Here is a 12432-nt window from a genome sequence, read left to right as displayed (position 1 = left end):
TATTTCATAAGCGCTATACATATGTTTTAAGAGCTCCCGCTGATTCATCCGGCAGGGATGCGTACTTTTTGCGAAACGATCATGAATCGAATAAGCGAATCGAGAAAAAGATAATCACAATGAGGAGGTCTTGATATGAACGGACTGCATATTGATTTCAATAAAACGGCTCTTGTCTTAGTCGACTTGCAAAAAGGGATTGTCAAAATCCCCGGGGGAGATGCCGTTGTAAAGAAAGCGGTTAAATTAATCGACGTGTTCCGGCAAAAACAGGGGTTTATCTGCTTTGTAAATGTCGCGTTTCATGATGGGAAAGATGCACTTATGCCGGAAACGGACGAGCCTGCGCAAACTTCAGCCGAACGCCCGTCCGATTGGGCGGAGTTTGTACCTCGGCTCGGCGTCGGAGAAGGCGATTACATTGTAACCAAGCGTCAATGGGGCGCTTTTTTCGGAACGGATTTGGATCTTCAGCTTCGGCGCCGGGGGATTGACACGATTGTGCTGTGCGGAATCGCCACGAATATCGGCGTTGAAAGCACGGCCCGGGAGGCGTACCAGCTTGAATATCAGCAGGTCTTTATTACAGATGCGGTGACAACATTCAGCGAGGAAGAACACGAAGCCTCAATCCGCTTTATTTTTCCCAGAATCGGCAGGCTTCGGACGGCGGAAGAGTTTTTATCACAGTTCTCATGAAAATCTCTAAAAAGAGCAGGGCGCTGTTTTTGACGACCGTCGCATCTGGAACCATGCTGAACCCGCTGAATTCCTCGATGATCTCATTGGCTCTTCACAGCATACAAAAAGAATTTGAATTGTCGTTTTCAACGGTATCCTGGTTGATTTCATCTTTTTATTTGGCCAGTGCGGTCGCCCAGCCTGTTACAGGCAAGCTTGGAGATATAATCGGACGGAAAAAGCTGTTTTTGTTCGGTTTGATCCTTGTTGCCGTTTCGGCGCTCGGCGCTCCTTTAGCCCCCGCGTTTATGGTTTTATTGGTCATGCGTTTATTCCAAGCGATCGGGAGCAGCGCGATTTATCCGTCCGGAGTGGGGCTGATCAGGAGCCATATCCATGATCGCCAAGCCTCCGCCTTGGCCGTCCTTTCCATTTTTGCTTCTGCCATGACGGCACTGGGTCCGACCGTGGGGGGCTTTTTAATCGTTTGGGGCGGATGGCAGGCCATTTTTACGGTCAATTTTCCGTTTATCCTGTTCAGCTTTTTGCTTGGGATGTACATGTTTCCAAAGGATGAGAAAAAGCCCGGCTTAAATGCCAAGGCCGTCATCAGGCAGCTCGACTTGACGGGAATCCTTTTATTCGCCGGCGGAATCGTCCTTTTATTGTCTTTCTTGCTTTCTTTAAGCACAGACCCCCATTATGCCGAAGGGATTTGCGGATTTGTTCTGCTTTTCATCTTTGTATGGTGGGAGCTGCGCACGGATCACCCGTTTATTGATATGCGGCTGTTTGTATCCCATCGGGCGCTGTCATCGGTGTATGTCCAGTTTATTATGTTGAACATTTTTAATTACTGTCTGTTTTTCGGACTTCCAAGTTATTTTCAGGATGAGATGCAACTTTCTGTTCAAACAAGCGGATTGCTGATGCTGTTTATGTCCGGAATGAGCATCATCGTGTCTCCGCTTGCGGGAAAGTGGATAGATCGCTCAGGGGAGACACAGCCTGTATTGGCCGGGGCTTGTTTAATGATTGCCGGAGCAGTGCTCATGACGCTCTTTTTCGTGCAGGCGCCGATGATCTGGAAAGGTTTGATTCTTTCTTTGCTGGGAATCAGCTACGGCCTCGGCAATGTAGCCCTGCAGTCAGCCATGCTGACGGCAAGCCCTTCCGACATGATCGGCACGTCTTCAGGCCTCTTTCAAACGTGCCGTTATTTAGGCTCAATCCTTTCCTCGGTCATTCTTGGCTTGCTGTTCGGGCAAGAAATCACCGCCGGTCATTTCCGGGATTTGGGGATGATCATGGTGATCGTCGCCATCGGAAGCCTGATCTTTAGTTTCCGGTTTGTCAAATTGGCGAAGGATCTGGATTGATTAAAATAGAGCTGCGGGGTGCGGCTCTATTTTTTGTTATGACGATTCATTCAAAACCGAACAAAAAATGAGTATTGGACTTATTTGGAGATCGGGAAAACGATGGTCATTGCACAACAGTTTGTCCAAACTTAGGTAAGGATAAAGTAGGGCGAACGAAGAAAAAAACAAAAAAATGATATTAAATACTTATGTTAAATTAGTAATAAAGTTACAAAATTGTAATAAAAAATAAAATCAAAATTGGTTGAAAAAACTATGATAAATGAAACAATATTATGGAAATAATTAAAGAAAGTTGTCTATCATAATTTTGGTGGGAATTTTTATCGTTGGATTTATGGTTCCTAAAACTAGTTTTGCTCAAGAATCTGCGAAAAGGGTAATGTAAAAGATCCTGATCAGGCAATACTAAATGCTGAACAAGAAAAATTAATTAATACTATTAAACCTTACGTACATGTAGATGCTGATGGAAAGTTATTTTTGAAAAATGTCCCTGAAGATTTATACAAGGAATATAATCTTAGTGCTTTAGAGGATTTTGAGTACATAAATAAAGGCGTAGAAAATAATCAATTGGTTATAGATATTCAACTCAATATAAAACCAACAGGATTTCAAATCATGGCTACTTATGGTAAGTGGATTCACCATTGGTGGGTTATGACAGAAAATTCACTCATAAATAAGCAAACGGTTATATAAGTGAATTAAATGCTGCAGCTGGAGGTGCCGGAATGGCGACAGGTATATTCGCTGAATTGCCGCCAATAGCGGGAGTAGCCGGGATGGCAACAGGATATTGGACGCTATTAGCTTCACGTGTGGATGCACATAACGGGAAAAAAGGTGTTCTTGTGTCAATTACTTGGGCACTTGTTTTCAGTGTTGAATCTCTATAAAACTTTCAAAACGTATGGTTGATCAACCATACGTTTTTTGAAAATCAATGTTTACGCTTTTTGGTCACAACTGTAATCATCACCATGACTATAAAGATAACGAATAATTGTATAAGATAAGGAAACAAAGTACATCATCTCCTAATAAATTTTTGAGAAGATCATAAATAAAATGTTGACTGTTGCAATAATAAGAGCACCAAGGATTACAATAACTGTCTGCGCACTCAAGTTTATAATGTTATTTCCTAAGATAAAAAAAATAAAGAGATATCCCATCGAAATAAAATAATTATAAAACATGGCTTTTTGTTGGATTAATTTATAGCGCTCATCATTTTTCTTAAATTGAGGATATAAATAACCTAGTCTGAAAAACATGATAAATAAAGAAAAAGGCAGAAAAGCCATTTCAAATTCAGATTTTCCATTAACCCATAGGCTAAAAAAAATATATAGACTTAAAATCAACATCAAAAAACTGATTGTGAAATTACCTAATCGTGAATTCATGATTTACCTCCTTAAACATCTTCGCTGTCTAGAATAAATAATTCTTCTACTGTAGTTTCAAAAAGCTTTGCCATCAACATTGCTAACCGAAGAGAGGGGTTGTATTTTCCCTTTTCAATTGAAATAATGGTTTGTCTTGACACATTAAGTTTCACCGCTAAAGTCTCTTGAGAATAATTGTATTTTTTTCTAAATTCAACAAGTCGATTTTTCATAAAACCCCCCCGTGTAATTCTACCGTAACGTAAAATTAACTTTACGTCAAGGTTACTTTACAAAATGAGGCCAAGAGTCCCGTGTATCAGCGGAACATACGCGAAAATACTTAAATAATAAGTCGACGAAAGACCCTATCTCCTTCTTGTCTAAATAGAGATCTTAATCAACCACATGTCGTTCGGCCAGCTGAGTATTTTTTTGTTTTGGCGGAGTTCTCGGTTCTTGCCCGCCTGATGAGGTATACTGAAGGAGAAAGGGAGCGTACTGTGAAAAAAGCCGACCTGCCTGTGTTTTTCTCGATTGCGCTCTGATAGGACAAAACACGTTTCAGAAATGACCTAAAAAGGATGATGAACATGAACCAGGAGCTGATTCAAATCGGCCAAAAGGTATTGTCGATCTGTCTCGGGCTGAAAAAAGGGGAGTCTTTTCTGATTGTCTGTGACGACAATAAAAAAGGACTGGCAGAATCTTTGTATCAGGCGGGACAAGCGCTTGGGGCGGAAACGATGCTTGCGGTCATGAAGACAAGGGGAAAACCAGGCGAAGAGCCGCCGCCGTCAATTGCTTCGGCAATGAAGCATGCAGATGCGGCCGTTTGCATTACCGAGCATTCGCTAACCCATACAAACGCCCGGAAAGAAGCTGCGAAAGCGGGAACGAGGATTGCGACGATGCCGGGGATTACGGAAGATATGTTTTTAAACGGCGCGATTTCCGCCGATTACGAAAAAGTAAAGGAAAGAACGGAAAACGTTTGTGAGGTGCTTTCAAACGGACGGTCTGTCCGTATAGAAAAGGCGGGCTATATTCTTACGTTTTCAATCGACGGGAGGAAAGGGATTCCAAGCACCGGTATGTATTTGAATCCCGGGGAATCCGGCAACCTGCCTTCGGGTGAAGCGTATATCGCGCCGCTTGAAGGTACAGCAAACGGCCAAATCGAAATAGACGGGTCACTGGCCGGCGTCGGAACATTAATCTCACCGCTCGTGTTAACGATTGAAAACGGACGGATCACGGATGCTGAGGGCGATGCCGCCGAAAAGCTGCTGAGCATTCTTGGGAGCGGCGACGGCCGGTGCCTCGGCGAGTTCGGCATCGGGACAAATGACCGCGCAAGAATAACCGGTGTCGTTCTCGAAGACGAAAAAGTTCTCGGCACCATACACACCGCATTCGGAAGCAACAACACGTTCGGCGGCACGATTGCAGCGGGTGTACATATTGACGGAGTGGTAACAAAGCCGACGGTTTATATTGATGACGAGCTGTTTATGGAAAATGGGACATTAAAAAAACAGAGCTGATGAGGCTCTGTTTTTTTGACGCAAATTATTGCTCCCGGCGTTCTTCCTTTTCGACTAAATCGTATACCGCTGTCCCGGCGATTTGCCCGGCCGTTTTCAACCGGTCTTTGCTGATATGCTCAATCGTGTCGAAAGGGGTGTGATACCATGGCTCTAAGGATTCGGTCCCCGGTTCCATCCAGATAAAATTGGCTGAATCGATTCCCGCTTCATAGAAAGGTACGTGGTCGGATGAGCCGCCTTTTCTTAATGACAAAACATTTTTTCCAATGCTTGTTGCGGCGTTTTTGCTTAATTGCCAGATCAGATTCTCAGAACCGTCAGGTGTATTGATATAAAGCTGTGACGCGTTTTCCCAGCTTGTTCCGACCATGTCCAGGTTGAAATTTGCCGTGCTGCGTTCGATTTCACGGTTAGACAGCTTGCTGACATAATATCGCGAGCCGACAAGCCCGATTTCTTCAGCGCCGAACGTAATAAAGCGAATTTCTTTGTCAGCGGGGATGTTTTTTGTAATTCTCGCCAGTTCCAGCACGACAGACGTTCCCGATGCATTGTCATTGGCACCCGGCGCTTCGGGGACGCTGTCATAATGCGATGTCACATACACGATATCCGGATGTTTGACTCCTTTTGCTTTGCGGACGCCAATGACGTTTTGAGAGGTTTGATTCGGGAAGGACTTTAGCTTGAGCGTTGCTTCTTGTTCTGTGAGAAGGTTTTCTCCGTCTTCTTTTTTAACGCCGACGACCGGAATCCCGGTTGTATTTCCGCTGAGATTTGGTGTGAGAGGGACAAGGCTGTCTACATTGTTATAAATGATGACGCCAGCCGCACCGGCATTTTCAGCGTTTTTCGCTTTTTCATAAAATGACAGGTCCCCTCTTAAAATGACGGCGATTTTCCCTTTTGCTTCTTCTGTGAAATCGCCTGGGAGCCCGAGTCCCGCGTCGTAGAGCGGAGCGGTCAACCCTTTGTCAGATGTAGGGGCAGAGCCTGATGCAGGCCGTGCCGGCAATTCGTTTCCCCGGACTGTAAGCGTTCCTTCCAATCTGTCGGGGATGCTGAATGTCTGGGTACTGACTTTCAGATTCGATTTTTTCATTTGAGAGGCGATAAATGCTGCGCTCTTTTTTTCCGCTTGGGTGCCTGTGACGCGCGGGCCGATCGTTTCGCTTAAGTGGTAAATCGTTTGATAAGCGCGGTTCTCATTGAATTTCTTGGCGATTTTCCCTTCGCTTTGAGAATGTATTCCTTCTGATGCTGCTTGCACCGCATTTGCCATGCCGTCGGACGAAGGCAGGAAAACACCGCCCATTACAATGGCTGCGGACATCCCCAGAACCATTAATTTTTTCTTCATGTCATAACCTCCTTGATTGATCTTTGTATGGAAAGATTCGCATCAAGAAAGGCAAATCCTGCGTCTCAAAAATAAATGAGACGTTAGACCTCGGCTGTCGATTTTATAAGGGAATAGATGTCTATAAAAATTATTTTTTTATAAAAAAAGCGGTTGACGTGCCGTTTCTTTCTGTTTAGAATACGTCCGATTAATCATAATTCTGATTTTGAATCACATATGTGAATAATGGAGGGTGCCATGTCTGTAAAGTCTGCAGTGCGCGTGCTGCAAATATTTGAATTGCTTTCAAACCATCCGGATGGATTAACGGTAAAGGAGATCGCGAGAGACTTGTCGCTACCGCAGAGCAGCACATTCAATCTGGTTGTCACGCTTTTTGAAGAAGGCTATCTTCAGCAGGACCCGCTGAAGCGCTATAAGCTTGGAGCAAAGCTGATTCAAATTGGAACCGCTGCCATGGATTCAATGGATATTTCGTCCCAGGGGGTCCCTTACTTAAAACAGCTGATGGACGGCGTGCAGGAGACAGTGTTCATGGCCATGCTGAGCGACGATCAGCTTGTATACATCGCAAAGATTGACAACAACCGGTCGATCAGGACGACCGCACAGCCTGGCTCGCGGAAACCGCTTTACTGTACAGGGCTCGGCAAAGCGTTTTTAGCGTTCCTGCCGGAGATAGAAAGAAGCCGGTTGCTTGACCGCATCCAATTCGTACGCTTTACAAGAAACACCATTACAGATAGAGAACAATTGGAAGGACAGCTGACGTATTTTACAGAGCTGGGATATGCCATTGATGATGAAGAAAATGAAGAAGGCCTGTTCTGTTTGGCAGCTCCCGTGTTCGGAGCAGACGGCGTCATCAAGGCTGCAATCAGTACGGCCGGACCAAAGGACCGCATGCTGAAAAGGAAGGCTGTCATCGCCAAACAGCTACTCCATACAGCGGAGAAAATAACGGAAAGCATCGGCGGTCATGCTAAGCCGCCTGAACAAAGGGAGGATGTCTGATGGATGTCATCAGTTTAGGAGAAGCAATGGTTCTGTTCACCCCGGTTGAAGACGGTCCTCTCAGGTATGCGAGAAACTATACATCGAGGATCGCGGGAGCCGAAACAAACACGCTGATCGGGCTAGCAAAGCTCGGAAAAAAAGCCGGCTGGATCAGCAGGCTGGGAAAGGATGAATTCGGGGCGATGATTCTTTCTTCCGTCAGGGGGGAAGGGGTTGACGTCAGCCGGGTTCTGATCGATGCAGACGCACCGACAGGCTTGTTTTTTAAAGAAAGGGCAAACGAGGCACGGGTCAATGTCTTGTATTACAGGAACGGCTCTGCCGCAAGCTTTTTGAGGAAAAGCGATATAGATGAAGATTATGTGAAAAACGCCGGCTTTCTGTACATAACCGGGATTACGCCGGCTTTAAGTGAAAGCGCTTCAGAAGCGGTGTTCCATGCTGTCGAACTGGCCAGAAAACACCAAAAACCCGTTGTGTTTGATCCGAATTTGCGAAAAAAGCTGTGGGACGAAGAGCGGGCGAGGCGGACGTTGCTGGAGCTTGTCAAACAGTCTGATATCGTGCTGCCGGGCTTGCGCGAAGGCCGCTTTTTATTCGGAACCGATGATGAGAAAGCGATTGCGGAATCAATTCACCAGCTCGGTGCTGAAACAGCTGTTGTCAAGCTGGGGGCAAAAGGAGCGTATTATTCTGCCGGAAATGAAAGCGGTTATGAACAAGGCTATGAGATTCAGAGAGTGGCTGACCCTGTTGGAGCAGGTGACGGGTTTGCGGCAGGCGTTTTATCAGGGTTGATTGAGGATATTCCGCTTCGTGAGGCTGTCAAAAGAGGCTGCGCGGTCGGCGCCATGGTGACCGCGGTAAATGGCGATATAGAAGGACTGCCTGACCGTGATGCGCTGTTTGCCTTTATGGAGCAATCTGAGGAAGACGATGTCAACAGATAACTTCAAAATGGAAGGGTGGAAGAGATGAAGGCTTTATCACAAATTGAAAAACATAAAGTGATTGCAATCATCCGCGGCTATCGGGCGGAGGATGCCCTCAAAATTACGGAAGCTTTAAAAGCGGGCGGCATCAGGCTGGTGGAAATGACACTGAACTCGCCTCAGGCGATCAAAGCGATTGAGGCTGTGTCAGAGCAGTTTGGAGATGACATGCTGATTGGAGCGGGCACGGTGCTTGATTCTGAATCGGCGAGGGCGGCCTTGGCGGCCGGCGCGCAGTTTATCTTGTCGCCGACCGTTAATGAAGAAACGATTAAGCTGACCAAACGGTATGGAGCGGTGAGCATACCGGGAGCTTTCACACCGACAGAGATTTTGACGGCTTATGAAAACGGCGGAGATATCATCAAAGTATTTCCTGGAACGATGGGGCCCGGTTATATCAAGGATATTCACGGGCCGCTTCCACAGATTCCCCTGCTTCCGACAGGAGGAGTCGGATTGGAAAATATCCGCGAGTATTTAGACGCCGGAGCCATTGGAGCGGGGATCGGAAGTTCTCTGGTCAAACCAAATGAAGAGGTCAACGGCTTGTATTTAGAAAAGCTGACCGAAAAAGCGTATCAATTTGCTGCAGCGATCAAAAGGGGATGAGCGATATGAAGATAACTGGTTTTGAATGTTTTCAAATTCCGCCTCGCTGGCTTTTCTTAAAAATCGAAACAGATGAAGGGATCACAGGGTGGGGAGAACCGGTGATCGAGGGCAGGGCGGAAACAGTTAAAACGGCCGTCGGCGAATTAATGGAATACTTAATCGGCAAAGACCCGATGGATATTGAGGATCACTGGAATGTGATGTACAGAGGCGGGTTTTACAGGGGCGGCCCGATCCTGATGAGCGCAATAGCCGGAATCGATCAGGCGCTTTGGGACATTAAAGGGAAGTATTACAATGCGCCCGTCCATCAGCTGCTTGGCGGGAAAAGCAGGGAATCGATCAAGGTTTATTCATGGATTGGCGGAGACCGGCCCCAAGACGTCGGTCTTGCGGCAAAGCAGGTAGTCGAACAAGGCTTTACGGCCGTTAAAATGAACGGTACAGAAGAGCTGCAATATATTGATTCACACGAAAAAATCGATCAGGTGATTGAGAGAATCGCGGCGGTTAGAGAGGCGGTCGGTCCCTACATTGGCATCGGCATCGATTTCCACGGCAGAGTCCATAAGCCGATGGCAAAAATTTTGGCGAAGGAGCTTGAGGCGTTTCGGCCGATGTTTATTGAAGAGCCCGTATTACCTGAAAACAACGAGGCGCTGAGGGATATTGCCAACCTTGTCTCAATTCCGATCGCGACAGGCGAGAGGATGTTCTCAAAATGGCAGTTTAAAAACGTTTTGACCGATGGCTATGTGGATATTATCCAGCCGGATTTATCACATGCCGGGGGTATTACCGAATGCAAAAAAATCCTTTCGATGGCTGAAGCGTTTGATGTCGCGGCGGCTCCCCACTGTCCCCTCGGACCGATTGCGCTGGCGGCGTGCCTGCAGGTTGATGCGACCTGCCACAACGCATTCATTCAGGAGCAGAGCTTGGGGATCCATTACAACAAAGGTACGGATTTACTGGATTATATGGTGGATAAGGAGGTCTTTTTCTATGAGGACGGCTATGTCCGGATTCCAGACGGACCCGGCCTGGGCGTTGACATTAATGAAGAGCATGTCAGGAAAATGGCTGAAATCGGGCATAACTGGCGCAACCCGGTATGGCGGCACAAAGATGGCAGTGTGGCGGAATGGTAATTATTGAAGGCGTTTTCATTTAAAAGCTTTTCGATCAAAGGCCGAAAGAAGGGATGAACCTAAATGAAAGCAGTAAATCAAAATCAGAAGCCGACAAAGGTTCGGGTACGGGTATTATTGTTTATCTTTGTATGTGTTGTGATCAATTATATGGACCGCAGCAATATATCGGTGGCCGCTTCAAAGCTTGGAGATGATTTGAATTTGTCATCCGTACAGCTGGGCTTGATTTTTTCAGCCTTTGGCTGGGCTTATTGTGCACTGCAAATACCGGGAGGCGGTCTTGTCGACCGGTTCGGTCCGCGGCTTGTTTACGGTTTTACTTTGATTACCTGGTCGATTGCAACATTGCTGCAGGGGTTTGCCCGCGGCTTTGGATCATTATTCGGATTAAGGCTGGCGACAGGCGCCTTTGAGGCGCCCGCCTTTCCGGCGAACAACCGGGTTGTGACTTCATGGTTTCCCGAGCAGGAAAGGGCATCTGCCATTGCTTTCTATACATCCGGGCAGTTTGCGGGTCTGGCGTTTTTGACGCCGGCGCTCAGCGCAGTCCAGCATGTCGTCGGCTGGCGCGGCCTGTTTATCGTCACAGGGGCGATCGGCATCATCTGGGGGATAATCTGGTATGTTTTTTATCGTGATCCTGATCGTCACCCAAAAGTAAACAAGGCCGAGCTTGAACATATAGAAAAAGGCGGAGGGATTGTCCGACGGGAGCAGGGTTTAAAAAAGGAAAAAACCGCATTTAATTGGACGCATTTCAAACAGGTGACCTCTCACCGGAAGCTGTGGGGCATTTATATCGGGCAGTTCGCTGTCAATTCAACTTTGTGGTTTTTTTTGACATGGTTTCCGACGTACCTTGTGAAATACAGGGGGCTTGATTTTCTGCAGTCGGGTTTTCTTGCCTCGCTTCCTTTTCTTGCCGCATTTGTTGGGGTTCTGTTGTCCGGCTTTTTGTCTGATTTTTTGGTGAAAAGAGGCGTATCGGCAGGGGTGGCGCGCAAGACGCCGATCATTATCGGCTTGTTCCTGTCAATTTCGATTATCGGCGCCAATTATGTCAATCAGACATCGCTGATTATTTTATTTATGACTCTGGCCTTTTTTGGAAACGGTTTAGCCTCCATTACGTGGGTGCTTGTGTCATCTTTAGCGCCAAAGCATTTAATCGGGCTGACAGGAGGAGTCTTTAATTTCGTCGGAAGTCTCGCTTCTGTAATCGTTCCGATTGTCATCGGTTTTCTGGCTGATGGCGGAAGCTTTGCCCCCGCTCTTGTCTTTATCGGCATCCTTGCTTTACTGGGAGCGCTCTCCTACATTTTCCTGGTTGGAAAAGTGGAGCGAATCCACATCAAACATGAGACGAAAGAAAAACATAATATCTCGATGTGAAAATTCTTGGCTGCCGAATATTTGGCGGTCTTTTTTAATTAGTTTGGCTTTTCCGGTATAATACACAAGGTTTGCTGTAAACTAATGTTAAAACATTTTGACGACAGGTGCTGCTCATGAACACATATTTTCAAAAAGATTATCAGCTCGGATCTTTTCAGCTTTTTTCAATGTCTCATATCGTAACATTGCTGGTGATTGCGGCGCTCGGCGTTTGTCTGTTCATCTTTCGCCGGACTCTCCGAAAGCCCGGCTGGAACCGGACGATCCGCTATACCTTTGTGTTGATTCTCGTCATTTCGGAGATCAGCTATCATTCCTGGTTCATAAGCGTCCGGTCATGGACGCCGCGCTATTGTTTACCCCTTCACCTCAGCGATCTTTCCGTCTATCTTGTGATGATTTTGTTGTTCACCAAAAATCTCAACTTGTTTAAATTCCTTTACTTTGCCGGATTGGGAAGTGCGCTGCAAGCGATATTGACACCGGATTTGGGGAGATACGGATTTCCGCATTTCAGGTTTTTCGAATTTTTCATTTCCCATGGGATTGTTGTGCTTTCCTGCCTTTTGATGGTTGCCGCCGAAAAGTATAAACCGACGGTGCGCTCTCTTTGGGTGACCTTTCTCCTTGTCAATGTCTATGGAGGCTTCATATTTTTGATCAACCGCCTCTTGAAATCAAACTATATGTACATGATGAAAAAGCCGGGGGGCGGTGCATCGCTGTTAGATGTGCTCGGGCCATGGCCGTGGTATCTTTTATCAGCTGAAGCGGTCACGATTGTCTTCTTCTATCTTCTCTATTTGCCTTTTTGGATCGCCGGGAAGGTGAGAGAAAAAAAGGATCATGCATGATCCTCAACGTGAGGATATAATGCACCTTTTCC

Annotated in this window: 14 protein-coding genes; 11 read left to right on the top strand and 3 right to left on the bottom strand. The window is 46.4% G+C overall.

Features of this window, described 5'->3' with window-relative positions; all coding sequences use genetic code 11:
* Positions 1-135: 135 nt before the first annotated feature.
* The 4 genes from BTR1S_RS01510 to BTR1S_RS22360 all read left to right on the top strand — a co-directional run bounded on the left by BTR1S_RS01510 (position 136) and on the right by BTR1S_RS22360 (position 2965).
* Positions 136-699: an isochorismatase family protein gene (locus BTR1S_RS01510; RefSeq protein ID WP_006639553.1), complete on the top strand. Its 564-nt coding sequence runs from the start codon at positions 136-138 to the stop codon at positions 697-699.
* Positions 696-2060, top strand: a complete 1365-nt coding sequence (locus BTR1S_RS01505) for an MFS transporter (RefSeq protein WP_029419688.1) — start codon at positions 696-698, stop codon at positions 2058-2060. The genes BTR1S_RS01510 and BTR1S_RS01505 overlap by 4 nt, the downstream gene beginning before the upstream one ends.
* Positions 2061-2546: 486 nt before the next feature.
* Positions 2547-2768: a hypothetical protein gene (locus BTR1S_RS01500; RefSeq protein ID WP_029419687.1), complete on the top strand. Its 222-nt coding sequence runs from the start codon at positions 2547-2549 to the stop codon at positions 2766-2768.
* A 32-nt stretch (positions 2769-2800) separates the two neighbouring features.
* Positions 2801-2965: a hypothetical protein gene (locus tag BTR1S_RS22360; RefSeq protein WP_155910206.1), complete on the top strand. Its 165-nt coding sequence runs from the start codon at positions 2801-2803 to the stop codon at positions 2963-2965.
* A gap of 141 nt (positions 2966-3106) precedes the next feature.
* Here BTR1S_RS22360 and BTR1S_RS01495 read toward each other — a convergent pair whose 3' ends face one another.
* Both BTR1S_RS01495 and BTR1S_RS01490 read right to left on the bottom strand, forming a co-directional pair.
* Positions 3107-3478 (bottom strand): hypothetical protein, encoded by a 372-nt coding sequence (locus BTR1S_RS01495; RefSeq protein ID WP_006639550.1) that lies wholly within the window; start codon positions 3476-3478, stop codon positions 3107-3109.
* An 11-nt stretch (positions 3479-3489) separates the two neighbouring features.
* Complete coding sequence (locus tag BTR1S_RS01490; RefSeq protein WP_006639549.1) at positions 3490-3693, bottom strand: helix-turn-helix transcriptional regulator; 204 nt, start codon at positions 3691-3693, stop codon at positions 3490-3492.
* A gap of 360 nt (positions 3694-4053) precedes the next feature.
* Between BTR1S_RS01490 and BTR1S_RS01485 the strand changes: the two genes are divergently transcribed.
* On the top strand, positions 4054-5007 hold the full coding sequence (locus BTR1S_RS01485) for an aminopeptidase (RefSeq protein WP_006639548.1): 954 nt from the start codon (positions 4054-4056) through the stop codon (positions 5005-5007).
* A 25-nt stretch (positions 5008-5032) separates the two neighbouring features.
* Here the strand turns inward: BTR1S_RS01485 and BTR1S_RS01480 are convergent, their stop codons facing one another.
* Entirely contained in the window at positions 5033-6370 is a 1338-nt protein-coding gene (locus tag BTR1S_RS01480) for a M28 family peptidase (protein WP_029419686.1), read from the bottom strand.
* Positions 6371-6610: 240 nt separating this feature from the next.
* Between BTR1S_RS01480 and BTR1S_RS01475 the strand changes: the two genes are divergently transcribed.
* The 6 genes from BTR1S_RS01475 (at position 6611) to BTR1S_RS01450 (ending at position 12400) form a co-directional block, all read left to right on the top strand.
* Positions 6611-7387 (top strand): IclR family transcriptional regulator, encoded by a 777-nt coding sequence (locus tag BTR1S_RS01475; RefSeq protein WP_029419685.1) that lies wholly within the window; start codon positions 6611-6613, stop codon positions 7385-7387.
* Positions 7387-8340, top strand: a complete 954-nt coding sequence (locus tag BTR1S_RS01470; protein ID WP_006639545.1) for a sugar kinase — start codon at positions 7387-7389, stop codon at positions 8338-8340. Before BTR1S_RS01475 ends, BTR1S_RS01470 begins: the two co-directional genes overlap by 1 nt.
* A 24-nt stretch (positions 8341-8364) precedes the next feature.
* Positions 8365-8994, top strand: coding sequence for a bifunctional 4-hydroxy-2-oxoglutarate aldolase/2-dehydro-3-deoxy-phosphogluconate aldolase (locus BTR1S_RS01465; RefSeq protein WP_006639544.1), 630 nt, complete (start codon positions 8365-8367; stop codon positions 8992-8994).
* Positions 8995-8999: 5 nt separating this feature from the next.
* Positions 9000-10148 carry a galactonate dehydratase gene (dgoD, locus tag BTR1S_RS01460; protein WP_006639543.1) on the top strand — a complete coding sequence of 383 codons (1149 nt, stop codon included), beginning with the start codon at positions 9000-9002 and terminating at the stop codon, positions 10146-10148.
* Between the two features lie 63 nt (positions 10149-10211).
* Positions 10212-11543 carry an MFS transporter gene (locus tag BTR1S_RS01455; protein ID WP_006639542.1) on the top strand — a complete coding sequence of 444 codons (1332 nt, stop codon included), beginning with the start codon at positions 10212-10214 and terminating at the stop codon, positions 11541-11543.
* A gap of 116 nt (positions 11544-11659) precedes the next feature.
* Positions 11660-12400, top strand: a complete 741-nt coding sequence (locus tag BTR1S_RS01450) for a YwaF family protein (RefSeq protein WP_029419684.1) — start codon at positions 11660-11662, stop codon at positions 12398-12400.
* The last annotated feature ends 32 nt before the right edge of the window (positions 12401-12432 follow it).

Origin of the sequence: Bacillus sonorensis NBRC 101234 = KCTC 13918, from assembly GCF_001592005.1 — a bacterium.
In the GTDB taxonomy this organism is placed as follows: domain Bacteria; phylum Bacillota; class Bacilli; order Bacillales; family Bacillaceae; genus Bacillus; species Bacillus sonorensis.
Note: the sequence above shows the minus strand (reverse complement) of the source record. Positions and strands in the feature narration are given on the sequence as shown.

Bases quoted from the DNA above. Each gene is read 5' to 3' on its own strand.
- BTR1S_RS01510 (WP_006639553.1), top strand. From the start codon at position 136: ATGAACGGACTGCATATTGATTTCAATAAAACGGCTCTTGTCTTAGTC.
- BTR1S_RS01505 (WP_029419688.1), top strand. From the start codon at position 696: ATGAAAATCTCTAAAAAGAGCAGGGCGCTGTTTTTGACGACCGTCGCA.
- BTR1S_RS22360 (WP_155910206.1), top strand. From the start codon at position 2,801: ATGGCGACAGGTATATTCGCTGAATTGCCGCCAATAGCGGGAGTAGCC.
- BTR1S_RS01495 (WP_006639550.1), bottom strand. From the start codon at position 3,478: ATGAATTCACGATTAGGTAATTTCACAATCAGTTTTTTGATGTTGATT.
- BTR1S_RS01490 (WP_006639549.1), bottom strand. From the start codon at position 3,693: ATGAAAAATCGACTTGTTGAATTTAGAAAAAAATACAATTATTCTCAA.
- BTR1S_RS01485 (WP_006639548.1), top strand. From the start codon at position 4,054: ATGAACCAGGAGCTGATTCAAATCGGCCAAAAGGTATTGTCGATCTGT.
- BTR1S_RS01480 (WP_029419686.1), bottom strand. From the start codon at position 6,370: ATGAAGAAAAAATTAATGGTTCTGGGGATGTCCGCAGCCATTGTAATG.
- BTR1S_RS01475 (WP_029419685.1), top strand. From the start codon at position 6,611: ATGTCTGTAAAGTCTGCAGTGCGCGTGCTGCAAATATTTGAATTGCTT.
- BTR1S_RS01470 (WP_006639545.1), top strand. From the start codon at position 7,387: ATGGATGTCATCAGTTTAGGAGAAGCAATGGTTCTGTTCACCCCGGTT.
- BTR1S_RS01465 (WP_006639544.1), top strand. From the start codon at position 8,365: ATGAAGGCTTTATCACAAATTGAAAAACATAAAGTGATTGCAATCATC.
- dgoD (WP_006639543.1), top strand. From the start codon at position 9,000: ATGAAGATAACTGGTTTTGAATGTTTTCAAATTCCGCCTCGCTGGCTT.
- BTR1S_RS01455 (WP_006639542.1), top strand. From the start codon at position 10,212: ATGAAAGCAGTAAATCAAAATCAGAAGCCGACAAAGGTTCGGGTACGG.
- BTR1S_RS01450 (WP_029419684.1), top strand. From the start codon at position 11,660: ATGAACACATATTTTCAAAAAGATTATCAGCTCGGATCTTTTCAGCTT.